This is a genomic window from Spiribacter onubensis, from assembly GCF_040838425.1.
Taxonomy (GTDB): domain Bacteria; phylum Pseudomonadota; class Gammaproteobacteria; order Nitrococcales; family Nitrococcaceae; genus Spiribacter; species Spiribacter onubensis.
Map to the genome: position 1 here is coordinate 162,779 of NZ_JBAKFI010000001.1, position 24,868 is coordinate 187,646.

Genomic DNA, 24,868 nt, shown 5'->3' on the forward strand with positions numbered 1-24,868 from the left:
CCTCCCTCCTGATCATTCCGGGGGGTGTGCATGGCGAAGGACGCAGGCGGGATACTGGTTGCGCTGGCAACAGGACTCCTGCTGGTGATGCTCCTGCCAACGCGCTTTACGCCGGTTCTGCTGATGATCGCGCCGCTACTCCCCGCTCTCGCGCTCGATGACCGCCGGGCCCTGGCCGGATGGCTGGCCGCCGGCGTGATCTACGGCCTGGTCTGGCAGGGCTGGGTCCACAGCCTCCGGCCCACGGTCGACTCCGGGGATGCGGTCATGGTCACCGGCCGCGTGGTCACGTTGCCCGAGGCGGTGCATGGCCGGCAGCGGTTTCTGCTCCGGCCCGCGGCGATCGAAGGGCGACGGGGCGGCTTGCCACGCCGCATCCGGGTGAGCATCTATGCCCCGACACCGCGCGTCAGCGCTGGCGAGCGCTGGCGGATGAAACTGCGCCTGCGGCGACCCCGCGGCTTCATGAACCCGGTGCGTTTCGACTACGAACGGTGGCTTGCCAGCCGACATATCGACGCAACCGCCTATCTGGTCGCCCCGGAGTCAGCTGAAAGACTCACTCCGGCTACCGGGCTCGTTCACTGGCGCAGTGTCCTCTCGGAGCGGATCGGTGACATGAGCGGCACAGACGGACCGGGCCGCGCGTTGCTCCAGGGCCTCGTGACGGGTGACCGACGGGCATTCACCGACGGGATATGGGACGTGCTGCGCGCCACCGGAACAAGCCATCTGATGGCGATCTCGGGACTGCATATCGGGCTGATGGCCGCGGCCGGCTATGGCCTTGGCGGGCGCCTGTGGGCCTGGCTTCGCCTGCCGGGCCGACGCCGCCTCACGGCGACGCTGACGGCATTTTCGGCGGCCGGCGCCTATGCGGCGTTGGCGGGGTTCGCGCTGCCGACCACACGGGCGCTGGTCATGTTCGCGGTGCTGGCCTTCGCTGCCCTCGCCGGGCGGCGTGTTGCGCCGGTGCGACTGCTTCTGCTTGCGGCTGTGGTATTGCTGCTGCTGGACCCGGCCTCGGTGCTCTCGGCCGGTTTCTGGCTGTCCTTTCTGGCGGTCGCCTTGATCATCATGGTGGCGCGCGGCCGACGGCTCGGGCGACTGAATGGCCTCTGGCAGATCCAGATCGGGTTGCTGGTCGGGCTTGCGCCGATTTCAGGGCTGTTCTTTGGCAGCTGGAGTCCACTCGGACTGCTCGCCAATCTCGTCCTGCTGCCGCTCTTCTCCCTGATCATCGTCCCCGTCGCACTGATCGGCACGGCATCGGGCCTGGTGTGGCCACATGGTGGCGGGATATTGCTGGGTGCCGCTGCCGGCCTGCTCAACCGGCTGATGGCGGCGGGCGACTGGCTTCTGGCCAAGGGAATGACTGAATGGCCCCTCGATCCGGCCGGGTTCTGGACGTGGCTGTCTATGGCCGCCGCGCTCATTCTGCTCCTCGCGCCGTCGGGGACGCCGCTGCGCCCGCTCGCATTGCCCATGGCGCTGACATTTTTCCTCGCCGAGCCCAGGGGGTTGCCCCGCGGCAGTGTCGAAGTGACCTGGCTCGAAGTGGGGCAGGGCAACAGTGCCGTCATCCGCACGGCCCATCATATCCAGGTCATCGACACCGGCCCCGCGTGGTCCGGCGGTGGCAACGCGGCGGCCTTCACCCTCCTGCCATTCCTGGCGGATCGCGGCATCCGGACCGTCGACCGACTCATCGTTACCCACGCCGACCGCGATCATCGCGGTGGACTCAACGCGCTTGACAGCGCCGTGGCCATCCGCCGCATTGATGCCGGTGAACCGCTGGCGGATTTCCCCGAGGCCAGGGCCTGTCGCGCCGGCATACAGTGGTCGGTCGATGGCATACGTTTTAGATATCTGTGGCCGGATCGCGCGCATCGCAGTGAGGGCAATGAGGCCTCCTGTGTCCTGCTCATGGAGGCGCCTGGCGGGCGGGTACTGTTCACCGGCGATATCGATGCCGCCATCGAGGCGCGCATCGCCGCGGACCTTAATGCCCCGGTCACGGTCATCGAAGCGCCACACCATGGCAGTCGCACGGGCAGTAGCGATGCCTTGCTTGATGCTGCGCAGCCGGCGCATGCGGTGGTTTCCGCGGGATTCCGGAACCCCTATGGAATGCCCCATGCCGAGACGATCGCGCGCCTGCGCTGCCGGCGCATCCGGGTACATGACCTCGGCCGGACGGGCAGCCTGCGGCTTCTTCTCGCGCCGGAGGAACCGCCGACGGTCTGGGGCATGCGTCCGCACCGTGGCCGCCTGTCCCACGAGTCGCCGGCTCTGCGCCGCTTTCGGGCGGGCCGTCAAATCCATTATGATCGGCGGCATTACGCGGTTCTGGACGGGGAGATAGACCAGCCAACGTGTGGGAACTGATCAACGCCGGTGGTTGGGTGATGGCCCCGATCATTGCCTGCTCCATTCTGGCGGTCGCCATCGTCGCCGAGCGTCTCTGGGTTCTGCGCGGGACGCGGGTCGCACCGGCACATCTGGTCCCCGAGGTCTGGCGACTGCATACGCTCAGGGGGCTGGATACCGTGGCGCTGAGGCGCCTGCGTGCCGGCTCTCCCCTGGGCCGGGTGGTCGCCGCCGGCATCACGCACGCCCACCATCCCCGTGCCGAAATGCTCGAGCGCATCGAGGAGGTCGGGCGGATCGAAGCAATGGGGCTGGAGCGGTACCTGGACACGCTGGGGACCATCGCCGCCATTACCCCATTGCTGGGGCTCCTGGGAACCGTGATCGGGATGATCGATGTCTTCAGCACAATCGATGCCACTGGGCTTGGCGACAATCGTGCCCTGGCCGGCGGGATCGGCGAGGCCCTCATCACCACGGGTGCGGGTCTCACGGTGGCCATCCCGGCGGTGGTCGCCCATCGCTACCTACGGGGCCGGGTGAACCGCCTGATCGTCGGTATCGAGCGTGAGGCACTGAAGCTCGCCGACGTCATTTCCCGCAACCCGACGGTCGGAGGCAACGCGTGAGACTGCCCACACGCGAGGCCGACACGCCGGATATCAACCTGACGCCTTTGATCGATGTCGTCTTCTTGATGCTGGTGTTCTTCGTGGTGAGCACGACATTCACCGAGGACCGGGCCCTGGAGGTCACACTGCCCGCCGCGGATTCGACGGCCGAGATTGAACGCCCGCGGGTGGTCGCGAGCATGACCGCTGACGGCCGGATCCGGATCAATGGCGTGGCAGTGCCGAAGACGCAGGAGGGCCTCGGCCGGGCGCTGGAGGATGCACTTGCCGGCCAGCCCGGGGGCGACGCGGTGCTGCTCATCCGTGCCGATCGCCGTGTTCCACATGGCGAGGTGACCCGCGTCATGAGTGAAGCCGGCCGGCTCGGCTTCAGCACCGTAAGCATCGCCACGACACGGGAATCGAATATCCAATGAGCACCGCGCAACCGACTCCGGGGACGCCGTCTGCGATGCAGATCTACCGCCGGCTGCTCGGGTATGTCCTGGTCCACTGGCGGATCGCCATTGTTGCCGTGGCCGGCATGATCATCACGGGTGGCAGCGAGGCGGGTTTTGCCTGGCTGGTCAAGCCGATGCTCGACTCCGGTTTTGTCGAACGCGACCCGGAGGTGCTTCGGCTCATTCCGCTGGGCGTGCTCGGCATCTTCCTGATCCGCGGTCTCAGCAGCTTCGCGGCCCAGTATGGGACGGCCTGGATCAGTCGCCGGGTCATCGCCCAGCTTCGTGCCGAGGTATTCGATCGGCTGCTCACGCTGCCACGACGATACTTCGACGATGCCTCCTCGGGCATGCTGCTCTCACGCCTGACCTACAACGTCGAACAGGTCGCCCAGGCGGGTACGAACGCGATGGTCATCATCATCCGTGACAGTGCCACGGTGATCTTCCTGCTCGGCTACATGGCCTGGCTGAGCTGGCAGCTGACGCTCACCTTCATGCTCCTCGGGCCGGTGGTCATCGGTGTTGTGTTGTACGTAAGCAAGCGATTCCGGCGCCTGAGCCACAAGATCCAGCATTCCGTCGGCAGCATCGCCTATGTGGCCGAGGAAGCGATTGAGGGCAGCGACGAGGTGCGTATATTCGGCGCCCAGGACCTGGAGCGGGCGCGGTTCGACGAGGCCAACCAGCGCAATACCCGGCAGTTCATGAAGTTCGCCGGTACCCAGGCGCTCAGCACGCCCGTGGTGCAGTTCTGTGCCGCGCTTGCCCTGTCCATCGTGGTCTGGCTCGCCACGCTGGAGGGCAGCGTCACCACCGTCAGTGTCGGGACTTTCGTATCCTTCATCACCGCGATGATGCTGCTGCTCCAGCCGCTCAAGCGCCTTACCAAGGTCCATGCGGAAATACAGCGCGGCATTGCGGCGGGGGAGAGCATCTTCGAGATTATCGACGAGCAACCGGAACATGACCGCGGCAGTTATGCGCCGGCTCGTGTCGATGGGCGTATCCGCTTCGAGGCCGTCGGTTTTGCCTACGAGCCCGGCGGGGAGCCGGTGCTCAACGGAATCGAACTGGATATCCGCGCCGGCGAGACCGTGGCCCTGGTGGGCCGGTCGGGGAGCGGGAAGACGACACTGGTCAACCTGCTGCCCCGGTTCTATGAACCCACCACCGGCACCATCCGGCTCGATGATGCGCCACTGGCGGATTATCGGCTCTCCGCGCTCCGTCGCCAGCTCGCTCTGGTCGGCCAGCAGGTGGTGCTGTTCAACGCCAGCGTCGCCGAGAACATCGCCTACGGCCAGGATCCCATGCCGCCCAGGGATGCCATTGTCGCCGCCGCCGAGGCGGCCAATGCGCGGGGGTTCATCGAGGCACTCCCGGACGGCTTCGATACGGCCATCGGAGAGAACGGTGTGCTGCTGTCGGGCGGGCAGCGACAACGCCTCGCCATTGCCCGGGCACTGCTCAAGGATGCCCCTGTGCTGATCCTCGACGAGGCGACGTCGGCACTCGATTCGGAATCCGAGCAGCATATTCAGTCCGCACTGGCGCATTTGATCGAAGGCCGGACCACGCTGGTGATCGCACACCGCCTGTCGACGATCGAGCGCGCCGACCGCATCGTCGTGCTCGATGGCGGCCAGATCGTGGAAGAGGGCACCCACACCGAGCTGCTGGCGCGCAAGGGCGCCTATGCGGCACTGCACCGACTGCAGTTCCGGCAGCCGCATGAGAGGGCGCATGGCGACTGATCGATACGCCCCTTTCTGGAATCGCAATGGCGTCGGGGCGGTCATGCTCGGCCCGGTCGAATGGCTCTTCCGCCGGGCGGTCACTCGCCGTCGGGCCCGCGCCGCGACCGTCGCGCAGTGGATTGACGCACCCGTGGTGGTGGTCGGCAACATCAGTGTCGGGGGGACCGGCAAGACACCGCTGGTGCACTGGCTTGTCGAGACCGCGGCAGGGATGGGGTTCAGCCCTGGTATTATCCTGCGGGGGCACCGCGGGCGCGTTCGCGGCGTCATGCCGGTGTCAGCCGACGGCGATCCACGGCTGGTGGGCGATGAAGCCGTCCTGCTGGCCCGACGGACCGGGCGCCCGGTGGTGATCGGTGCCGATCGCCCAGCAGCCGGGCGAACGCTGCTCAACACCGCCGCGGTGGATCTGGTGATCAGCGATGACGGGCTTCAGCATTATGCCCTGGGTCGCGATGTGGAAATCGCGGTGATCGATGCAGGCCGGGTCCACGGGAACGGACGTTGCCTGCCCGCCGGGCCGTTGCGCGAGCCGATGGACCGCCTGGAAGAGGTCGACCTGGTGTTGGGCAACGGGCAATGGATCAACGGTTGCGGCGGGATGTTCGAGATCGTGCCCGAGCCACTACGGGCGCTGCCAGGGACGGAGAAGGCCGGTGCCCCCCCGACACCGGGCTGCGCGGTGCATGCGGTCGCCGGCATCGGTAACCCCGAGCGTTTCTTTGCCACACTGAAGGCGATGGGGTTCCTCGTCCATGCTCACCCGCTTGGTGATCACCATGCCTTCCGGCCCGACGATCTGCGCTTCGAGGACGACGCGCCGGTCATCGTCACAGAGAAGGACGCGGTAAAATGTCGGGGCATGGCACCCACCAACAGCTGGTATCTGCCCGTGGCGGCCCGGCCGGATACGGAAACCGCCGTGCGCCTCGGAGAACTGCTGGGGCTCGCCCGGCGCCGTTTCCTCAATCGCGGGACAGGCTCATGACCCCGTTCACCGTCATTATCCCGGCACGCCACGCCTCGACGCGACTCCCCGGCAAACCGCTGCTGCCGCTTGCCGGTCGGCCTGTTATCGAGCACGTCTGGCAGACGGCGGTCTCCAGTGGCGCCGATCGCGTCATTGTCGCGACGGATCATGCCGGTATCAGGGACTGCGCCATGGCTTTCGGTGCCGAGGTCTGCATGACGGGGACCGAGCATCGGAGCGGCACCGAGCGGATCGCCGAAGTCGTGGGCGCTGTCGGGATGGATGACGACGCGATTATTGTCAACCTCCAGGGTGACGAGCCCCTGATGCCGTCCTATCTGCTGGTCCGGGTGGCCGACACCCTCGCGGAGGCGCCGGAATCGGTGATGGCCACCCTCTCGACCAGCCTGATCGATGCCGACGAGTTGCATGACCCCCACGCCGTGAAGCTGGTCGCCGGACATGACGGCCGGGCGCTTTATTTCAGCCGTGCCGCCATCCCCTGGGATCGGGAAGGCCATACGGACTGGCAGCTGTCGGTGGCCCGCCGCCATCTCGGGCTGTATGCGTACCGCGCGGGTTTCCTCAAGCGTTATTCGATGCTGCCGCAAAGCCCGCTGGAGGGCCTCGAGCAACTGGAGCAGCTGCGCGTTCTGCAGGCCGGGGAACGGATTCAGGTAGCGGAGGTTGCCGACCGACCGGGGCATGGCATCGATACCGAGCGTGATCTCGCGGCAGCGGAAGCGGCACTCAACCAGCGTGCACGATAGCCCCGGCGGAATTACTTGCAGGCCAGCGTCTCCAGCATACAGCGGCGGAATGCCTCCACCATCCGGCTGGCCGGGCTCGCTGTCATGCCGAGATAGAACTGCGTGGCGTAGGCGTATTCGCTCGGCAGCAGCTCGCGCATCAACCCGTCACGGACCCAGTTTTCGGCGTAGTGTATCGGCAGGTAACCGACGTAGCGGCCACTGAGGATCAGCATCGCGGCACTCTCCATGTGACCGACGCTGGGACCGACCCGGCTGTCATGGTGGCCGAGCATGGACGGGCCCTTGTAGTTCTTGTCGCAGAAGATGGCCGATTCCAGTGCCTCTCGGATGGCCTCCGGGTCCGTCTCCTCGAACAGCGCATGGTCGCGGCCGCAGTAGAGGCTCTGCACCTCCATGAACAACGAGTCGGCGTTGATCGAGTCGTGTTCCGGTTCCACCGGCGTGATGATGAGATGGTAGCGGTTATCGACCAGCCCCTGAGACAGATCCTGCGGCGATCCGATGTTGAAGTGCAGCCGGACATCCGGGGCGATGTCGGCGAATCGCCTCAGCACCTCGTCGAACTGCAGCCGGTCATAGGTGACCAGGGCGTCGACCAGTCCGAGGTAGAGATCACCGGACATATTGCCGCGGACATCGGAGATGACCTCACGGAAACCCAGGATCGAATCGAACAGTGGCCCGAGGCTCTCGTAGATGCGTTCTCCTTCCCGGGTGAGGGCGAAGCCCTTGCGACCGCGTTCACAGAGAGTGAAACCGAGACGCTCCTCGAGCTGCTTGAGCTTGATGCTGATGGTCGACAGGGAGAGACCGAGGGTTTCCTGGGCCGGGGCGAGCCCCTGCGCCTGGACGACGGCCCGGAATACCCGGAGAAGCTTGAGATCGAAATCGGTCAGGTTCGGGAGGCTCGGGTCGCTTCCCATGTCTATCTGCTCCCGGTCATCGGACCCGCCGGTGGCGCCCCGGCCCGAATGTCCCTTACCACAAAATACGGCAATATGTTGCGCATGGCTGATCCGGTCAACCCCGTTCCCGGGCATTGCCCGCCTTGTGCGGGCCACTGCGGCTGTCGCTTTGGCTGATCCCAAAGCCTGGTTTGCGAGGTGATGATGGTTGGACGGTTGACGTGCGGAACATACTCAGGTTGTCCCTTGGCGGGACTTACATCAGAAAAGGGGCCTCGCCCCGGGGGTTTAATCATGCTCGAAGTGAAGAAAACGACCCGATGGGCCCTGGCAGCGATGCTTGCTGCTGCGACCATCACCGGCGTATCCACCACCGCGACGGCGAAGGAACAGATCAACGTCGGCGCCTGTGTGTCATGGCCGGGATATTCATTCTTCGAAATCGTGCGTCAGCAGAACCTGGCTCCCGACTACGATATCGACATCTCCATTTTCGAAGATCCGCTCGGCGGCCATGCGGCCCTCGCCACCGGACAGCTCGATGTCTACCTCTGCACCGGTGACTACACGCCCGTGGCGGCCGCCCGGGGCCTCGATGTCACCAACGTCGCGGTCCAGAACCTGGTCTACGGCGTCGACAAGGTGGTGATCGGGCCGGGGCTGGAGCCGGAGGATCTCCGCGGCCAGCGCATCGCCGCGCCGCAGGCCTACATTGGCCAGCTGGTGATGGGCCTCTGGCTGGATAGCGTCGGCATCAGCCCGGATGAGGTCACATGGGTCAACCTCAATGCCGACGAAGCGGTCGGCCCCATGATGTCGGGCGATCTGGGCGCTGCCTACATGTACGAGCCATGGGTCAATCAAGTCGTTGACAACCTCGATGGTGCACGGATCATCGCTGACACCTCGGCACCGGAGCTCATGGAGACCGGTATCTTCATGGACGTGATGTATATGAATACCAACTTCATCGCCGAACATCGCGAGGCGGCCATCGACATGCTGAAGGCGCGATTCGAGGCAACGGCGTACTGGAACGAACACACCGAGGAAGTCAATCAGGCCTTCGCGGACTACCTGCAGTGGTCCAAGGCGGATATCGAATCGATCATGGGGACCAACGGCAAGTATCTCGAGGGCGGCCTGTACATGCTCGACTTCAATGAGGTCGCGCGGATCTGTGGCGTCATGGATGGAGCCCCTCCGTTCGGCATCGAGAATGGCGCGATGGAGAGCATTGTCGAGCTGACCAACGAGTGGTGGATCAAGCTCGACCTGATGGACGAAATGCTCGCCGACCCGAGCGATGCATTCGACTGCAGCCTGGTCGCGGATCTTGCGGCGCAGGGCTATCGTCAGGATTTCTCGGCGCGCTAACGCATAGGGCCAGGGACGGCCCATCCTCTGAATCCCAATGATCATTCGTGAAAGGGGCCGCGTCTCCCGATGAGTCAGAACCGCCACAATCCGATGGGTGCCAGGACCCGACGTGGCCCGTGGCTAGAGTTCCTGCGGCCCATCTCCACCCGCGAGAGTGCGCTGCTCGGCCTTGTGATCTGGGTCCTCTTCTTCGTCGGCTGGGAAGTCGCCGCCTGGCGGGAACTCGTCAATCCGCTGCTTCTGCCGCCGCCGGAGCAGGTGCTGATCTCGCTCTATGACCTGCTCGTGAACCGCGGCTTCGGCGTGGATATCGGCGTGAGTATCCTGCGCATCCTCGCCAGCTTCGTCGCCGCCTGTATCATCGCCATCCCGCTTGGCGTCCTGATGGGCTCATTCGCCCGAATCGAGGGGCTGTTCAATCCCTTCGTCTCTGCCTGGCGCTACCTGCCGGCTCCGGCCTTCATCCCGATCCTGCTGGCCTGGTTCGGCACCGGCGAAGAGCCCAAGCTGGCCTTGCTCTTCCTCGGTGTGATCTGGTTCCTGATCACCCTGGTGATGGACCATACCCGCAACGTCCGCGATGAGCTGATCGAGACCGCCATGACCCTCGGTGCGAGCCGCTGGCAGATCCTCGGGACGGTCATCGTTCCGGCGGTCCTGCCCAATATCCTCATCGCCATGCGGCAGATGCTCGCCATCGCCTGGACCTACCTGGTGATCGCCGAGATCATCGCCGCGACCAACGGAATCGGTGCGGTCATGTGGCGGGCGCGTCGATTCCTGGATACCGACGAGATCCTTGCCGGTATCCTGGTGATCGGCGTCCTGGGGCTGGCGTTCGACCTGTTGTTCCGCTGGCTCTATCGAATCCTGTTTCCCTATCTCGATCGTAACGGCCGCTGAGCCGGGGAGCGCACGCATGACACTCCAGGCCCCGACAACCGCTGCCGCGCCATCAGCACAGCCCCATCTGGCACTCGAGGGCGTCGGCAAGGTCTTCGAGCTCCGGCGCAATGAGCGCATCGAGGCCATCAAGGATGTCAGTTTCACCATGCAGGAGAATGAAGTCTGCGTGATTCTCGGGCCGTCGGGTTGCGGGAAATCCACAGTCCTCCGCATGGTGGCCGGTCTCGAGAGCCCCAGTGCCGGACAGCTCCTGCTGGATGGCAACCCGATTCATGGTCCCGGTCGCGAGCGGGGCATGGTATTTCAGAGCTATACCTCGTTCGACTGGCTGACCGTACAGGACAATGTCGAATACGGCATGCGGCTCAACGGCGCCGGTGCACGCGAGCGTCGCGAGCGCGCCGCCGAGTTCATCGAGCTGGTGGGGCTGACAAAATTCGCCAATGCCTACCCACGGCAGTTGTCGGGGGGCATGAAACAGCGTGTCGCGATCGCCCGGACGCTTGCCAACGACCCGGCGCTGCTGCTGATGGACGAGCCCTTCGGTGCGCTCGATGCCCAGACACGCTGGCATATGCAGGAACTGATGATGAGCGTGGTGGAATCCACGCGGACATCGGTCCTGATGGTGACGCACGATATCGAAGAGGCCATTTTCCTTGCCGACCGGATCGAATTCATGTCGCGCCATCCCGGCAGCGTGCTGGAGGAGATCAAGCCCGCGTTCAAGCAGGGGCAGCGTTTCACACGCAAGGAACAGTTGCTCGATTTCCCCGAATACGGCGATGTTGAGCGCCACGTCATGAAACTGATGCGCCAGCAGGGCGGTGACGAGGCAACGCCGGCCGAGCAGGGCGCCTGAGACCACCATGGACAGCAGACAGGGAGGCGGAATGCCGCCGAGAGCGACATGTATCTGGGAGATGACCTGGCCGGAGTTCGCCGAACACGTGGCCCGCAATCCGGTGGTGTTCCTGCCGACCGGAATGACGGAGCAGCACGGACCCCACCTTCCGCTCGGGGTGGACTTTCAGCTACCGCTCGCGATTGCGGATCTAGTGGCCCGGGAGATTGATGGACTCATCGCGCCTCCGCTTCACTACGGATACAAATCCATGCCCCGTACAGGCGGCGGGCCGGGTTTCCCCGGCTCGCTCGGGCTCGATGGCGCCACACTCAGTGCCATCCTCCGGGATCTGATCCGCGAGCTGGCCCGCTCGGGCGTCCGGCGAATCGTGGTGCTCGACGGTCATCTGGAAAATCGCTGGTTCCTCACCGAGGGAATCGAGCTTGCGGTCCGCGAGCTCGGGGAACACTCACCCCGCGTGGTTTGCATGCAGCACTGGGACTTTCTCGATGACGAGACCATGGCAAGGGTTTTCCCGGAAGGCTATGCGGGGATCGACAAGGAGCATGCGGCGATCCTGGAGACATCGCTGATGATGCATTTCTACCCGCAGCACGTGCGCCTCGATCGCATACCGGATGAACCGCCGCTCGCAGCGCCGCCCTATGACACCTGGCCGGCGCGGCCCGAGTGGATCCCACCTGCGGGTGCGCTGACGTCCGCAAAGCCGGCCACCGCGGCCAAGGGCGAATGCGTGGCGGACTGCTATCGACGGCGGATCAGTGCGGCATTGCGCGCGGAATTCGGACTTGGAGCCCGTTCATGAGCCAGGGATCACGCCATGTCCTCGTCACCGGCGCCAGTCGCGGCATTGGCCGCGGCGTGGCAGAGGCATTCGCACGGGAGGGGGATGCGGTGACCCTGCTCGCCGACGATGAATCGGTGCATTCCGTCGCGGCGCGGATCGCCCAGGTGTTCGGTACTGAGGTCGCGGCCCGACGCTGTGACATCACCGATGCGGCGGCGCTGGACAGGGCCTTCGCCGATATTCCCCCGATCGATGTGCTTGTCAGTAACGCCGGCGTCGAACTGCCCACGCCGCTGGATGACGGGAGCGCCGAGACGCATCGGCGTTTCACTCGGATCATTGATGTCAACGTGACCGGCACCTGGCAGGTCATGCGGGCCGCCCTGCGACATCTGGTGGATGGCGGCAGTGTGATCGTGACCGCCTCGATCTGGGGGCGGACCGCCGTACCCGGTTTTTCCGCTTACGTCGCATCGAAGCATGCACTCATTGGCTTGACGCGGACCTGGGCCCGGGAACTCGCCCCGCGGGGCATCCGCGTCAATGCGGTCTGCCCCGGCTGGGTCCGTACGGAAGCCTCGATGGCCTCGCTCGACTGGATGGCCGAACGGGAGGGACGCGCCGTGGATGCGCTGCTCGCCGAAATCGAGGCGGGACAGAGTCTGCCCGGCCTCATGGAGCCGGATGATATCGCCGGACTGTACGTCTATCTCGCATCAGCGGCCGCGCGCGGGCTGACCGGACAGGCCATCCCCGTCGACCGCGGCGAGGTGATGGCATGAGCGGCGGGCTCGAGGGGATCCGGGCGGTCGTCACCGGTGGCTCGCGCGGGATCGGTCGTGCCTGTGCCATCGCGATGGCCACCGCCGGCGCGACCGTTGTCATCATCTACCAGGGCAGTGAACAGGCGGCGACCGCGGCGGTCGATGAGATGCGCTCGATTTCATCGGGACACCGGGCACTGCGCGCCGATGTCTCTGCGGAATCGGAGGTCGTCGCTGCCATGACGGCGGCCAGTCGGCATCTCGGCGGGCTGGATGTCGTTGTCAACTGCGCCGGGATTCTCGAGGAACGCCCACTACTGGAGACGGACGCCGCCGCGTTCGACCGGATCATCTCGGTGAATCTGCGAGGGGCTTTCCTCGTCGGCCGCGAAGCCGTGTGTCATATGATGACGGGGTCCGGAGGGGGGCAGATCATTAACATCGGGTCGGATCTGGCGGATCTCGGACGGGCCCGGAACAGCGCATACTGCGCCTCCAAGGCGGGGATTGCGGCCCTGACACGCTGCTGGGCGCGCGAGTTCGGCCCCGAGATCCGCGTCAACACCGTGGCCCCCGGACCCATCGCGACGGACATGCTGAGCACCGAGACCATGAGTGAGGAGAGCCTTGCCGAAGAGACCCGGACGCCGCTCGGGCGTATCGGGGAACCGCGGGAGGTCGCCGACTTTGTGGTTTTCCTGGCCGGCCCAGGGGGGGCATTCACCACCGGCCAGACACTGGGCGTCAATGGCGGCAGCACAATGTAAGGCATTGATGGCACGGCGCCCGCCGTCCGTCATCAGGAGGACAGTTCAATGAAGCGACCCGATTCCCATTTCCGACCCATCAGCGGCTCGGTCCTGCCACGCTTCGCGGGGCCCTCGACCTTTATGCGTCTGCCCATGGTGGAGGATCCGGAGGAGGTCGACATTGCCCTGGTCGGGTTACCCTGGGACGGTGGCACGACGAACCGCGCCGGCGCACGTCATGGGCCCCGTGAAATCCGCAACCAGTCGAGCATGATGCGACTGGTGCATCAGGCGAGCCGGATCGCCCCCTACGATCTTTGCCGGGTGGCCGATCTCGGGGATGTACCGGTCAATCCCATCGATCTGTCCGATACACTTGAGCGCGCAACGGCCTTCTTCCAGCGTATCTGCGCGGCCGGGGCCACGCCGCTCACGGCGGGCGGCGACCACCTGGGTTCGTTGCCAGCACTCCGTGCGGTCGCCGCGGAGCGCCCGGTCGGGCTGGTGCAGTTCGACTCGCATTCGGATACCAACGACAGCTATTTCGGCGAAGCCAATCGCTTCACCCACGGCACGCCGTTCCGACGGGGCATTGAGGAGGGGTTGCTTGATCCGAAGCGGATGATTCAGATCGGCATCCGCGGATCACTCTACTCCGGATCCGATCTCGACTACGCCCTGGAGCAGGGCGTTCGGGTGATTGAGATAGAGGAGTACTTCGATCTCGGGACTGAGGCGGTCATTGCCGAGATTCATCGGGTCATTGGCACCGGACCGGTCTACGCGACGTTCGACATCGATGTGCTGGATCCCGTCTATGCACCAGGCACGGGAACGCCGGAGGTCGGCGGAATGAGTACGGTCGAGGCGCAGCGTCTGCTGCGGGGGCTGCGGGGGCTGGATCTCGTGGGCGCGGACGTCATGGAGGTGTCGCCTCCATTTGACTCGGGTTATCTCACCGCACTCACTGGCGCGACCATGCTCTTTGAGCTCCTCTGCGTCACGGCAGGCGCCGTGGCCGACCGTCGCGCCCGCTGAGCCGGGTATGGCGGACGGGGCCAGTACCCCGTCCACCGAGCGGGCCCGAATCAGTCCGCGCGGGGCTGTTCCGGGGAATCCCCATCGCCCGATGCCGCCGGCAGGCGCGGCCTTCCGGGCCAGCGCCGGGGATCATCCGTCCGGACGGAGCTGATCGCCGCCGCATCTTCCGGTTGTCCCGATGGGGCGCCATCCGCGGGTTCACTGGTGCCTGCGGTCTCCGGCCTGCCACCTCGTCCGCTGGACCGGCGTCTCGTCCGGCTGCGGGATTTCGGTTCCCCTTCACCAGCTGCTGCGGCCTTGCCCGAATCGGTCCGCTCCGGTTCGGATGTGTCCATGTTCGCTGCCTTGTCCTCCGGATCGGCAACCTGAGTCTTCACCTGGGTCTCATCAGCCGCTGCCGAGCCGCCTGCCTCACCGCTCTGGCCGTTGCCACTGCGACGACGTCGGCGGCCACCGCGCCGGCCGCGACGGCTTCGGGAACCGCTCCCGGCACCGGCAGCCGGGGCGGACTGGCGGCCATCGGTGCCCTCGGCACTGACCTTCTCGGCATTTTCAGTAGGCGTTGTGGTACCGGCATCATCGGTCTTCCCTGCTGCTTCCCCCGCAGCGCGCGTCTTCCCGCCTTCCGCACGCCCGCCGGCCGCCTTACCGTTGCCACTGGTCGAGGGCCGCGAACGCCGCTGACCCCCGCGGCGCCCGCCCTGGCCACCGCCGCTACCGCTCCGGCGCCGGCGATCACCGCTACCACGACTCCGTTCCCGCGACTCCTCCGCGTCACCGGAGCGCTCAGCCGTCGTCCTGGCCGTCTTGGCTTCGGCGTCGCCAGGCACCTTGCCGGTGGTCTCCGCTTCACCACTGACCAGGCGCTTGAGCCAGCCGATCAGGCCTGGTCCACGCTCCGATCCCGCGGTTGCACCATTTTCGGCCCGGCTGGCGGTACTGTCCGTCGGTGTTTGGGCGGCAGGGGCACTTTCGGGCCTGGGCGTCGGCGTCGGCGCTGGCGTCGCCGGACTCACGCCACTGACCACCGGTTTCTCCGCGCGGGGCCGCTCCGCCGTCAGCAATTCCTCGGCGCGGCTCGGCTGTCCGTCCTCACCGGCCATCTGGTAACTGGTGCCCGCTTCGGTCTCCTCGTCGGTCCGCACACGCTGCAGCTCGTAGTGGGGCGTCTCCAGGTTGCGATTGGGGATGAGGATGACATCGATTCCGTTGCGGGTCTCGATGGTATCGAGGATCCCCCGCTTCTCGTTGAGCAGGAATGTCGCCACATCAACCGGGAGTTGAGCGACCACCTTGCCGGTCTTGTCCTTCATCGCCTCTTCTTCGATGATCCGCAACACCGAGAGGGCGAGGGATTCCACGCTGCGTACCGTGCCCTGGCCACTGCATCGGCTGCAGAGCTCCAGGGAAGACTCGCCCAGAGAGGAGCGCAGGCGCTGGCGGGACATTTCGAGCAGGCCGAAGCGGGAAATCCGGCCGACCTGGACGCGCGCCCGGTCCTGCTTGACCGCTTCACGCAGCCGGTTCTCCACTTCCCGCTGATTCCGGTTCGGACCCATGTCGATGAAGTCGATGACGATCAGACCGCCCAGATCGCGCAGGCGCAGCTGGCGGGCGATCTCATCGGCGGCCTCGACATTGGTCTTGAGTGCGGTCTCTTCGATGTCCGCACCCTTGGTCGCCCGTGCCGAGTTGATGTCGATCGAGATCAGCGCCTCCGTGTGGTCGATGACGATCACGCCACCGCTGGGCAGCCGGACCTCGCGCTGGAAGGCCGATTCGATCTGGCTCTCGATCTGGTAGCGGCTGAACAGCGGCACCTTGTCGTCGTAGAACTTGAGCTTCTGCAGGTTGTGGGGCATCACCTGCTGGACGAACTCGCGGGCACGTTCGTAGACATCCCGGTCGTCAATGAGGATTTCGCCGATGTCCGAGCGCAGGTAATCGCGCAGCGCCCGGATGATGACGTTGCTCTCCTGATAGATCAGGAAGGGCGCTGACCGGGTCTCCGACGCCTTCTGCACGGCACTCCACAGGTTGCGCAGGTAGTCCAGATCCCACTGCAGCTCCTCGGCGTTGCGTCCGACGCCGGCGGTGCGCACGATCAGGCCCATGCCCTCGGGCACGTTGAGTTCCTTGAGCGCATCGCGGATCTCGTTGCGCTCGGGCCCCTCGATCCGTCGCGAGACGCCGCCCGCCCGCGGATTGTTGGGCATCAGGACGAGGTAGCGACCGGCGAGGCTGATGAAAGTGGTCAGCGCAGCGCCCTTGTTACCGCGCTCCTCCTTCTCCACCTGGACCACGACCTCAAGGCCTTCCTTGACGACATCGGCGATCGAGGCCTTGGCGGGGTCGACATCGCCGCTGAAGTACTCACGGGCGATCTCCTTGAAGGGCAGGAAACCATGGCGCTCCGCACCATACTGGACGAAAGCGGCCTCGAGGCTTGGCTCGACCCGCGTGATCCGTCCCTTGTAGATGTTGGCCTTTTTACGTTCCCGTGCCGGTGTCTCGATGTCGAGGTCGTAGAGTGACTGGCCGTCGACCAGTGCAACGCGCAGCTCTTCGGGCTGGGTTGCATTGACGAGCATTCTTTTCATGCCGAATTGATCTCCGGCGTCTGCCCGGGGTACCCGCGCATGCGTCATGCTGGCCGGCGCAGCGCCAGTGGAGACTGGCGAGCGTCAACGGCAGGAGCGCCTTTTCAAAGGGCGCTGGGAAGCAACTGATTCGCAGGATCGCAAGACCCGTCATGGGGTATCCAATTGCGGGCGCCAGGGCAGGCGCGTTGTCAGGTTGAATTTTTTTCATCGTGCCGGTCGACGACCGCAGGCCGCCGCCCGTGCAGCATTCTTTCCCGTCCGGCAGGGAGCGCACCCGTACGCGCCTCTCTCACCCACCGAATTCCCGCGAGTGTAGCAATTTGCTGTTAATGCGTCCAAAAATCACCGGAAGTTGTGGCAGTCTTGCGCCCTGTGGAGCAGCGGGAGCAAGGATCAGTGGCAGGCGTGCGGACTGAAACCGTCCCTGAGGAACTCGCGGGGCAACGCATCGACAATTACCTGCTCCGGGTGCTGAAGGGCGTTCCCAGGACCCGGATCTACCGCCTGCTACGGCGGGGTGAGGTGAGGGTGAACGGCGGGCGGGTCCGACCGACGGCGCGTCTCGGTGCCGGTGACCGGGTCCGCATCCCGCCGGTGCGGGAGGCGACGGGTGGAGAGACGTTCAAGCCGTCCGCCCAGATCATGGAGCGCCTGGAGGCCGCCATTCTCTACGAGGACGAGCGGCTGCTGGTCATCGACAAGCCATCCGGCCTCGCGGTGCACGGGGGGTCGGGGATCGCCTATGGCGTGGTCGAGGCGTTGCGCCTGATGAGACCCCGGGCCCCCTTTATCGACCTCGTCCACCGGCTTGACCGGGAGACCAGCGGCTGTCTTGTCCTGGCAAAACGTCGTTCCACCCTGCGCGCCCTCCATACCGAATTCCGCGAGGGCCGCGTCGATAAACGCTATCTTGCCCTGGTCCGGGGTCGATTCGGGGCCAATACCCGACGGGTCGAGGCCCGACTTCGCCCTGAAACGGGGAAGGGTGGCGAGCGGATCATGCGGGTCCATCCCGATGGCCAGAGCGCACGAACCGATTTCCGTTGTCTGCGGTCATATGATGGGTGGAGCCTGGTGGAAGCGGTGCTGCATACGGGGCGGATGCACCAGATCCGGGCCCATGCCGCCGCCATCGGTCATCCCGTGGCCATGGACCGCCGCTACGGCAGCAGCACCGCCGACCGGGAGATCCGGCCGCTGGGCCTGCGCCGCCTTTTCCTGCATGCGGCGAATCTGGGCCTCGAGGCGCCGCACTGCGGTCGCATGGATGTCGCGGCGCCATTGCCGAATGACCTCGCCATGCTGCTTGAGCGCCTCGCCGATGACTGACCGACAATCCGTTCCCCGCAGTGAGGAGTGACTTGATGGCTGACGAGGAAAAATGGGCCAGAGAAAGCCTGCGCGAGATTGCCCTGGAGGGCATACGCGAGCGGCGCCGAGCCCGGCGGTGGGCGATCTTCATGCGCCTGCTCTTCCTGGGGGCCATCGTCTCGTTGTTCTTCTTCACGCTACGCCCCGGCCTGCAGATGGGGGACACCGCGATCAGCAGCGGACATACGGCAGTGGTGCAGATCAACGGGCCGATCATGGCCGGCCGCCCTGCGAACGCGGAGCGCATCATCCAGGGGCTGGAGGCGGCGTTCGAATCGGAGGGCGCGCGCGGCGTGCTCCTCGAGATCAACAGCCCGGGCGGTTCACCCGTCGCCTCCAGCCGGATCTACCAAGCCATCGACCGCCTGCGCGCGGCCCATCCGGACAAGCCAGTGCACGCCGTGGCCGGTGACATCATGGCGTCCGGGGCGTATTACATTGCGGCCGCTGCCGATCAGATCCATGTCGATGGCGCCTCGATCATCGGTTCCATCGGCGTCGTGAGCCGGGGTTTCGGCCTGAGTGATGCCATCCAGCGGCTGGGTATCGAACGTCGGGTCTACACCGCCGGGGACGAGAAGGCCGGCATGGACCCTTTCACGCCGCCGGAACCGGACGAGGTGGAAAGGCTGCGGAGCATGCTCGACGGGATTCACGACCAGTTCATCGCGGCCGTCCGCGAGGGGCGTGGCGAGCGGCTGACCGGCAACCCTGATGCGCTTTTCTCGGGACGGGTATGGACCGGAACCCAAGGCATCGAGCAGGGGCTTGCGGACGGCTACGGGAGCCCCGAGAGCGTGGCCCGCGAGGTCATCGGCGCGCCCGAGCGGGTCAACTACACGCCACCGCGCGGCCTGCTGGACCGGGCGCTGGAGCAGATCGGCAGTGCCGCGGTCGCCGCCTGGGTGGAGCTTCAGAGCCCCCTCAGCCTGCGCTAATCAGGGGCGGACAATGCCGATGCGGGCCAGGAGCCGGGTCAGGGCGATCAGGGGCAGGCCGATGATGGCGTTCGGATCATCGCTCTGTATGCGTTCGAACAAGGCGATTCCCAGGCCCTCGGCGCGGAAGGCGCCGGCGCAGTCAAGCGGCTTTTCAAGGTGCACGTAGCGCTCGATCGCGCTGCGCTCCAGGCGCCGGAAATGCACGTAGGTGGGCACCATCTCCACCTCGACGTGACGACTGTCGGGATCATGAACGGCAACGGCGGTGAACAGCGTGACCCGTTGACCCGAGGCGTTGGTCAGCTGCTTGATGGCGCGCTCCATGTTGCCGGGCTTGCCGAGGATCTGCCCGTGGCACTCACTGCACTGATCCGAGCCGATGACGATCCGGTCCGGATATCGCTCGGCCACCGCGAGGGCCTTTTCGCGGGCGAGGCGGCGGACATAGTGATCGGCCATTTCGTCCGCGGCGACTGATTCATCGATTGCCGGCGCGACCTGTTCGAAATCCAGTCGCAGCCGCCGCAGCAGCTCCGCTCGGTAAGGTGAGCTGGAGGCCAGAACGATTCCGGTCATTGACATATCCTTCAGTAGCGTTGGACCGATGGTCGGCACTTTCGCCACGGGACGCAACGGCGCTGGCCATGCCGAACCCCGGCCTTTGACAGGAATCTGCCAGCCGCCTACTATTTCGCGGTTATGCAAGTGACTGAACTTCCGGCACGAATCGAGCTCGACCGGCTCGCCCGCGGCCGCCATGAATGGTCGGGATCACTGCCGGCCGGCGCCACGCCGCGGCTTGCCGAGCTGGAGGCGTCACTTGGCAGTGCCGGGGCATCGTTCTCCGTGGACATCGGTCAGGGTCGGCCCCGGATCGAGGGCAACTGCCAGGGTAGCGTCACGGTGCGGTGCGAACGTTGCCTCGAGCCGATGGAAGTGACAGTGGCCGGCGAATTCGCGCTGGTGGCCGTCGAGCGGATAGAGGAGGCCGACGGGCTGGGCGTGGAAGATCCGGTCGTCGTTGCCACGAAAGGGCAGCTCGACGTGCTGTCGATGATAGAGGACGAGCTCATTCTGGGACTGCCGGTGGTATCGCGACATGAGCGCGCGGACTGCGATGGGGGTCAGCGGCACTTCGGGCCGCCGGGTGAATCGGAGCCCACCAGAGATAATCCGTTCAAGGTGCTCGAATCGCTCCGCAAGGACGGCTCGGGCGACGCTTACTAATCGAGTCAGACAAAACGCAGGATCCATCATGGCCGTACAGAAATCGAAAAAGACTCCTTCCCGTCGCGGCATGCGCCGCAGCCACGATGCGCTCACCGCCCCGACCCTGAGCGTGGACAGCACCACCGGCGAGACGCATCGCCGTCATCACATCTCGGCGGATGGCTACTACCGCGGCCGGAAAGTGACCGCGGGCCGCGACGAGTAGGCGATTGGCTGAACGGCCTGAAGGCCGCACCGGCTTCGAGCCGGTGCGGCCATTGTTTATGGGCGGCACAAAGCGGCGTCTATGACTCAATCCTGCACGCTGGCGATCGATGCGATGGGCGGCGACCATGGTCCATCGGTCACGGTGCCCGCCGCACTGGCGGTGTTGCGGCGTCATCCCGGACTCAGACTGATCCTGGTTGGTGAACAGGCGGCCCTCGACCCCGTCCTTTCGGGCACGGCGCAGGCGGACCGGCAACGCCTGACGGTTCATCCCGCTTCCCAGGTGGTGGGGATGGACGAACCGCCATCGCAGGCGCTTCGATACAAGCGTGATTCGTCGATGCGGGTGGCCATCAACCTGGTCAAGCACGGTGAGGCGGATGCCTGTGTGAGCGCCGGGAACACGGGGGCGCTCATGGCCACCGCGCGCTATGTGCTGAAAACGCTACCCGGAATTGACCGGCCCGCCATCTGCACCACCATCCCCTGTCAGGGCGGACATTTCCGCATGCTGGATCTGGGCGCCAATGTCGACTGCACGGCGGAGCATCTCTTCCAGTTCGCCGTCATGGGCGCGGTCCTCGTCGAGGCCGCGGGAGACAGTGTCGATCCCCGCATCGGTCTGCTCAACCTCGGCGAGGAGGAGATCAAGGGCAACGATCAGGTGAAGCAGGCCGCGCAGCTGTTACAGGAGAGCGACCTTCAGTATGTTGGCTACGTGGAGGGAGATAACATGTTCCGGAACGTGGCCGATCTGGTGGTCTGCGATGGCTTTACCGGCAACGTCGCGCTGAAAAGCAGCGAGGGGGTTGCCGCGATGATCTCGCAGTTCCTCCGCGAGGAGTTCCAGCGCAATCTGTTGACCCGGCTTGCCGGCCTGGTGGCCCTGCCGGTACTCAGGGCGCTGCGTCGACGCCTTGATCCGAGACGCTACAACGGGGCCAGCCTGCTGGGGCTGCGCGGCGTGGTGGTGAAAAGTCATGGTGGCGCGGACCAGGTGGCGTTTGAGCAGGCCATTGAGACCGGACGGATCGAAGCCATGGAGACCATACCCACCCGCATCGACGCCCGTCTGAGCGAGCTCTTCGCCCGGGAGGCCGTTGAATGAACCGCTCATGCATCGCGGGGACCGGTGGCTACCTCCCCGAGCGGGTCATGACCAATGCCGAACTCGAGGCACTGGTCGATACCTCCGACGAGTGGATACGCGAGCGCACGGGTATCACACAGCGGCATATCGCCGCGCCCGAGCAGACCTGCTCTGATCTCGCCGATGCCGCCTCGCGCCGAGCACTCGCCAATGCGGGGCTGGACGCCGGGGCGATCGACCTGGTGGTGGTCGCCACCTCAACGCCGGATCATGTCTTCCCCAGTACCGCCTGTCGCCTGGTCGAGCGTCTGGGCATGCCCTCGGGGATTATTGCATTCGATGTGTCGGCGGCCTGTTCGGGCTTCATCTACGCACTGGATGTCGCTGACCGGTTCATCCGAACGGGCGGCGCATCGCGGGCGCTCGTCATCGGCGCCGAGGTCTTCTCACGCATTCTCGACTGGCAGGACCGGGGCACCTGCGTGCTGTTCGGAGATGGCGCCGGCGCTGTTGTGCTGGAGGCGGGCAAAGAGCCCGGTGTCCTGTCCACTCATCTCCATGCCGATGGCCGTCAAACGCCATTGCTCAATGTCCCCTGGGGGGTTTCCCAAGGGTATGAGCGCCTGGCGGATGAACGTGGCAAGGTCAGCATGCGTGGTAACGAAGTCTTCCGCGTCGCGGTCCGCACCCTGGGGGCACTGGTGGATGAGACACTCGAGGCAAACGGCCTGGCGCGTGGCGATGTCGACTGGCTCGTACCCCATCAGGCGAATATCCGCATTATGATGGCCACGGCCCGCAAGCTCGGGCTGCCTCCCTCGCGCATGGTCAGCACGGTGGCCGAGCACGGCAACACCTCCGCGGCGTCCATACCACTCGCCCTGGATCAGGCCGTGGGTGACGGACGGATCCGGCGCGGCGACCTGCTCTTACTGGAGGCGTTCGGGGCCGGATTCACCTGGGGCTCGGCACTGATTCGTTACTGAACGGAACCGGCAATGAAAAAACGCACAGATCTCGCTTTCCTCTTTCCCGGGCAGGGTTCGCAGGCGATGGGCATGCTCAGCGAGCTGGCCGCGCGTCATGCGGTCGTACAGAAGACCTTCATCGAGGCGTCCGCCGCGCTGGGCGAGGATCTCTGGCAGCTCGCCAGTGCCGGCCCCGAGTCCCTGCTCAACCGCACCGATCACACGCAGCCGCTGATGCTGACCGCCGGCATCGCGGTGTGGCGCGCCTGGCGGGAAGGGGGCGGGGCACTGCCCAACCGGATGGCGGGGCACAGCCTGGGAGAGTATTCGGCCCTCGTGGCCGCTGGCGCCCTTGATTTCCCGGTCGCCGTGGAACTCGTCCGCGATCGAGGCCGCTACATGCAGGCGGCCGTCCCGGAGGGGGAGGGGGCCATCGCCGCTGTCCTGGGCATCGACGATACCCGTCTGGCCGCGCTCTGCGAGGACAATGCCGACGGCGAAGTCGTCGAGCCCGTCAACTATAATGCGCCGGGTCAGACCGTAATCGCCGGTCACCGGGGCGCGGTCGAACGTACCCTCGACGCGGCCCGCGAGGCCGGTGCGAAAAAGGCGGTCATGCTACCCATGAGTGTTCCCGCGCATTGTTCTCTGATGGCGCCGGCGGCGGAACAGCTTGCGGCGCGGCTGGCGGACGTCCCGCTGCGTGAGCCCGATGTCCCCGTACTGCACAACGTGGATGTCTCGCTCAGTGCCGATCCGGACGCGATCCGGCAACGGCTCATCGCCCAGGTGCACTCGCCGGTGCGCTGGACCGAATGCATCCAGGCACTGGCGGCGGATGGCATCGAGCAGGCGGTGGAGTGCGGGCCGGGGCGCGTGCTTGCCGGTCTCAACCGGCGCATCGATCGGCGCATGAACATCCAGGCGATCCACGATCCGGACTCGCTGGCCAAGGCTTTGAATACCCTGGAGGTCGAATGAATCTGCAGCTTGACGGCGAGATCGCCCTGGTCACCGGTGCAAGCCGCGGGATCGGGGCCGCGATCGCACAGCGGCTCGGGCGCAGTGGCGCGACGGTCATCGGCACGGCGACCAGCGACGGCGGTGCCGAGGAGATCAGCCGGTCCCTGGCTGAAGCCGGCATCAGCGGACGCGGCATGCGGCTCGATGTCCGCGATACCGAACAGATCCCTGCGCTGGTGGCCGACATCGCCGCCGCCGAAGGATCACCCTCCATTCTGGTGAACAACGCCGGCATCACCCGGGACAATCTGGCGATGCGGATGGCCGACGACGACTGGGACAGCGTGATCGAGACCAACCTCAATGCGGTCTTTCGGGTATCCCGCGCCGTGCTGCGGGGGATGATGAAGGCCCGGCATGGCCGCATCATCAACATCGGCTCGGTGGTCGGGCTCATGGGTAATGCCGGGCAGACGAACTACTCCGCCGCCAAGGCGGGTCTGCTGGGCCTGACCCGGTCGCTGGCCCGTGAGGTGGGCAGCCGCAACATCACGGTCAACGCCATTGCGCCGGGCTTCATCGAAACCGACATGACCGATTCGCTGGACGACGGGCAACGGGCCGCGCTGACCGATCAGACACCACTACAGCGGCTGGGCCAGCCGGACGATATCGCCGCCGCGGCCTGCTTCCTCGCTTCTTCGGCAGGCAGTTACATCACCGGTGAAACGATCAACATCAATGGCGGGCTTTTGATGCCCTGACGGGTCGCTGATGGGTCGCTGGCGGATTGCCGGCGGATTCCATAGAATACGGCGCGTTCGGGCACTGGCCCCAATTCCGCAATCCGAGAGGTAGGAGCGAGATGAGCAGTATCGAGGAAAGAGTCAAGAAGATCGTCGTTGAACAGCTGGGGGTGAAAGAGGACGAGGTGAACGCCGAAGCCTCCTTTGTCGACGATCTGGGCGCCGACTCGCTGGACACGGTGGAGCTGGTGATGGCCCTCGAGGAGGAGTTCGAATGCGAAATCCCCGACGAGGAGGCTGAGAAGATCACCACCGTCCAGCAGGCGATCGATTACATCAATCGCCATCTCGAGGAATAATCCCGGGCCTGGATCAGGGCTCGGACAATCCTGGGGTAAACG

General features: G+C 65.6%; 25 protein-coding genes. 22 read left to right on the forward strand and 3 right to left on the reverse strand.

Going from position 1 to position 24,868, the window contains the following annotated elements:
• Positions 1 to 30 precede the first annotated feature (30 nt).
• Genes V6X63_RS00830 through kdsB form a run of 6 tightly spaced genes read left to right on the forward strand, consistent with a single transcriptional unit; the run spans position 31 to position 6,945 of the window.
• Positions 31 to 2,391, forward strand: a complete 2,361-nt coding sequence (locus V6X63_RS00830) for a DNA internalization-related competence protein ComEC/Rec2 (RefSeq protein WP_367977887.1) — start codon at positions 31 to 33, stop codon at positions 2,389 to 2,391.
• Positions 2,379 to 3,002 carry a MotA/TolQ/ExbB proton channel family protein gene (locus tag V6X63_RS00835; RefSeq protein ID WP_367977888.1) on the forward strand — a complete coding sequence of 208 codons (624 nt, stop codon included), beginning with the start codon at positions 2,379 to 2,381 and terminating at the stop codon, positions 3,000 to 3,002. The genes V6X63_RS00830 and V6X63_RS00835 overlap by 13 nt, the downstream gene beginning before the upstream one ends.
• Positions 2,999 to 3,421: an ExbD/TolR family protein gene (locus V6X63_RS00840; protein ID WP_367977889.1), complete on the forward strand. Its 423-nt coding sequence runs from the start codon at positions 2,999 to 3,001 to the stop codon at positions 3,419 to 3,421. Before V6X63_RS00835 ends, V6X63_RS00840 begins: the two co-directional genes overlap by 4 nt.
• Positions 3,418 to 5,202 (forward strand): lipid A export permease/ATP-binding protein MsbA, encoded by a 1,785-nt coding sequence (msbA, locus tag V6X63_RS00845; RefSeq protein ID WP_408022291.1) that lies wholly within the window; start codon positions 3,418 to 3,420, stop codon positions 5,200 to 5,202. Before V6X63_RS00840 ends, msbA begins: the two co-directional genes overlap by 4 nt.
• The gene (gene lpxK, locus V6X63_RS00850) at positions 5,192 to 6,193 is read left to right on the forward strand and encodes a tetraacyldisaccharide 4'-kinase (protein WP_367977891.1); all 1,002 of its coding nucleotides are present in this window, start codon (positions 5,192 to 5,194) and stop codon (positions 6,191 to 6,193) included. The genes msbA and lpxK overlap by 11 nt, the downstream gene beginning before the upstream one ends.
• Positions 6,190 to 6,945, forward strand: a complete 756-nt coding sequence (gene kdsB, locus V6X63_RS00855) for a 3-deoxy-manno-octulosonate cytidylyltransferase (RefSeq protein WP_367966700.1) — start codon at positions 6,190 to 6,192, stop codon at positions 6,943 to 6,945. The genes lpxK and kdsB overlap by 4 nt, the downstream gene beginning before the upstream one ends.
• Before the next feature lie 11 nt (positions 6,946 to 6,956).
• Here the strand turns inward: kdsB and V6X63_RS00860 are convergent, their stop codons facing one another.
• Complete coding sequence (locus V6X63_RS00860) at positions 6,957 to 7,871, reverse strand: LysR family transcriptional regulator (RefSeq protein WP_367966701.1); 915 nt, start codon at positions 7,869 to 7,871, stop codon at positions 6,957 to 6,959.
• Between the two features lie 276 nt (positions 7,872 to 8,147).
• Between V6X63_RS00860 and V6X63_RS00865 the strand changes: the two genes are divergently transcribed.
• From V6X63_RS00865 to V6X63_RS00895, 7 genes are all read left to right on the forward strand, one after another.
• Positions 8,148 to 9,230: an ABC transporter substrate-binding protein gene (locus tag V6X63_RS00865; RefSeq protein ID WP_367977892.1), complete on the forward strand. Its 1,083-nt coding sequence runs from the start codon at positions 8,148 to 8,150 to the stop codon at positions 9,228 to 9,230.
• Between the two features lie 69 nt (positions 9,231 to 9,299).
• Positions 9,300 to 10,136 carry an ABC transporter permease gene (locus V6X63_RS00870; protein WP_367966703.1) on the forward strand — a complete coding sequence of 279 codons (837 nt, stop codon included), beginning with the start codon at positions 9,300 to 9,302 and terminating at the stop codon, positions 10,134 to 10,136.
• A gap of 16 nt (positions 10,137 to 10,152) precedes the next feature.
• On the forward strand, positions 10,153 to 11,001 hold the full coding sequence (locus tag V6X63_RS00875) for an ABC transporter ATP-binding protein (RefSeq protein ID WP_367977893.1): 849 nt from the start codon (positions 10,153 to 10,155) through the stop codon (positions 10,999 to 11,001).
• 61 nt (positions 11,002 to 11,062) lie between these two features.
• Positions 11,063 to 11,812 (forward strand): creatininase, encoded by a 750-nt coding sequence (locus V6X63_RS00880; RefSeq protein WP_367966705.1) that lies wholly within the window; start codon positions 11,063 to 11,065, stop codon positions 11,810 to 11,812.
• The gene (locus V6X63_RS00885; protein ID WP_367966706.1) at positions 11,809 to 12,576 is read left to right on the forward strand and encodes an SDR family NAD(P)-dependent oxidoreductase; all 768 of its coding nucleotides are present in this window, start codon (positions 11,809 to 11,811) and stop codon (positions 12,574 to 12,576) included. The genes V6X63_RS00880 and V6X63_RS00885 overlap by 4 nt, the downstream gene beginning before the upstream one ends.
• Complete coding sequence (locus tag V6X63_RS00890; protein WP_367977894.1) at positions 12,573 to 13,325, forward strand: SDR family NAD(P)-dependent oxidoreductase; 753 nt, start codon at positions 12,573 to 12,575, stop codon at positions 13,323 to 13,325. The genes V6X63_RS00885 and V6X63_RS00890 overlap by 4 nt, the downstream gene beginning before the upstream one ends.
• 48 nt (positions 13,326 to 13,373) lie before the next feature.
• Complete coding sequence (locus V6X63_RS00895) at positions 13,374 to 14,345, forward strand: agmatinase (protein WP_367966709.1); 972 nt, start codon at positions 13,374 to 13,376, stop codon at positions 14,343 to 14,345.
• A gap of 50 nt (positions 14,346 to 14,395) precedes the next feature.
• Here V6X63_RS00895 and rne read toward each other — a convergent pair whose 3' ends face one another.
• The gene (gene rne, locus V6X63_RS00900; protein ID WP_367966710.1) at positions 14,396 to 16,948 is read right to left on the reverse strand and encodes a ribonuclease E; all 2,553 of its coding nucleotides are present in this window, start codon (positions 16,946 to 16,948) and stop codon (positions 14,396 to 14,398) included.
• A gap of 408 nt (positions 16,949 to 17,356) precedes the next feature.
• Between rne and V6X63_RS00905 the strand changes: the two genes are divergently transcribed.
• Together V6X63_RS00905 and V6X63_RS00910 are read left to right on the forward strand one after the other, a co-directional pair.
• A complete protein-coding gene (locus V6X63_RS00905) occupies positions 17,357 to 18,280 on the forward strand; it encodes an RluA family pseudouridine synthase (protein ID WP_367977895.1) in 924 nt (307 codons plus the stop codon).
• 35 nt (positions 18,281 to 18,315) lie between these two features.
• A complete protein-coding gene (locus tag V6X63_RS00910; RefSeq protein WP_367977896.1) occupies positions 18,316 to 19,260 on the forward strand; it encodes a S49 family peptidase in 945 nt (314 codons plus the stop codon).
• On the opposite strand, the gene V6X63_RS00915 is transcribed toward V6X63_RS00910, so the two are convergent.
• The gene (locus V6X63_RS00915) at positions 19,261 to 19,839 is read right to left on the reverse strand and encodes a Maf family protein (RefSeq protein ID WP_367977897.1); all 579 of its coding nucleotides are present in this window, start codon (positions 19,837 to 19,839) and stop codon (positions 19,261 to 19,263) included.
• 129 nt (positions 19,840 to 19,968) lie between these two features.
• Between V6X63_RS00915 and V6X63_RS00920 the strand changes: the two genes are divergently transcribed.
• From V6X63_RS00920 to acpP, 7 genes are all read left to right on the forward strand, one after another.
• Positions 19,969 to 20,490 carry a YceD family protein gene (locus tag V6X63_RS00920; RefSeq protein ID WP_367977898.1) on the forward strand — a complete coding sequence of 174 codons (522 nt, stop codon included), beginning with the start codon at positions 19,969 to 19,971 and terminating at the stop codon, positions 20,488 to 20,490.
• Between the two features lie 28 nt (positions 20,491 to 20,518).
• On the forward strand, positions 20,519 to 20,698 hold the full coding sequence (gene rpmF / locus V6X63_RS00925; protein WP_367977899.1) for a 50S ribosomal protein L32: 180 nt from the start codon (positions 20,519 to 20,521) through the stop codon (positions 20,696 to 20,698).
• 81 nt (positions 20,699 to 20,779) lie between these two features.
• Positions 20,780 to 21,808: a phosphate acyltransferase PlsX gene (gene plsX / locus V6X63_RS00930; RefSeq protein ID WP_367966716.1), complete on the forward strand. Its 1,029-nt coding sequence runs from the start codon at positions 20,780 to 20,782 to the stop codon at positions 21,806 to 21,808.
• Entirely contained in the window at positions 21,805 to 22,776 is a 972-nt protein-coding gene (locus V6X63_RS00935; RefSeq protein WP_367966717.1) for a beta-ketoacyl-ACP synthase III, read from the forward strand. The genes plsX and V6X63_RS00935 overlap by 4 nt, the downstream gene beginning before the upstream one ends.
• Before the next feature lie 12 nt (positions 22,777 to 22,788).
• Complete coding sequence (gene fabD, locus V6X63_RS00940) at positions 22,789 to 23,739, forward strand: ACP S-malonyltransferase (protein WP_367977900.1); 951 nt, start codon at positions 22,789 to 22,791, stop codon at positions 23,737 to 23,739.
• Positions 23,736 to 24,485, forward strand: a complete 750-nt coding sequence (gene fabG / locus V6X63_RS00945) for a 3-oxoacyl-ACP reductase FabG (RefSeq protein ID WP_408022292.1) — start codon at positions 23,736 to 23,738, stop codon at positions 24,483 to 24,485. The genes fabD and fabG overlap by 4 nt, the downstream gene beginning before the upstream one ends.
• 101 nt (positions 24,486 to 24,586) lie before the next feature.
• On the forward strand, positions 24,587 to 24,826 hold the full coding sequence (acpP, locus tag V6X63_RS00950) for an acyl carrier protein (RefSeq protein ID WP_367966719.1): 240 nt from the start codon (positions 24,587 to 24,589) through the stop codon (positions 24,824 to 24,826).
• Positions 24,827 to 24,868 lie beyond the last annotated feature (42 nt).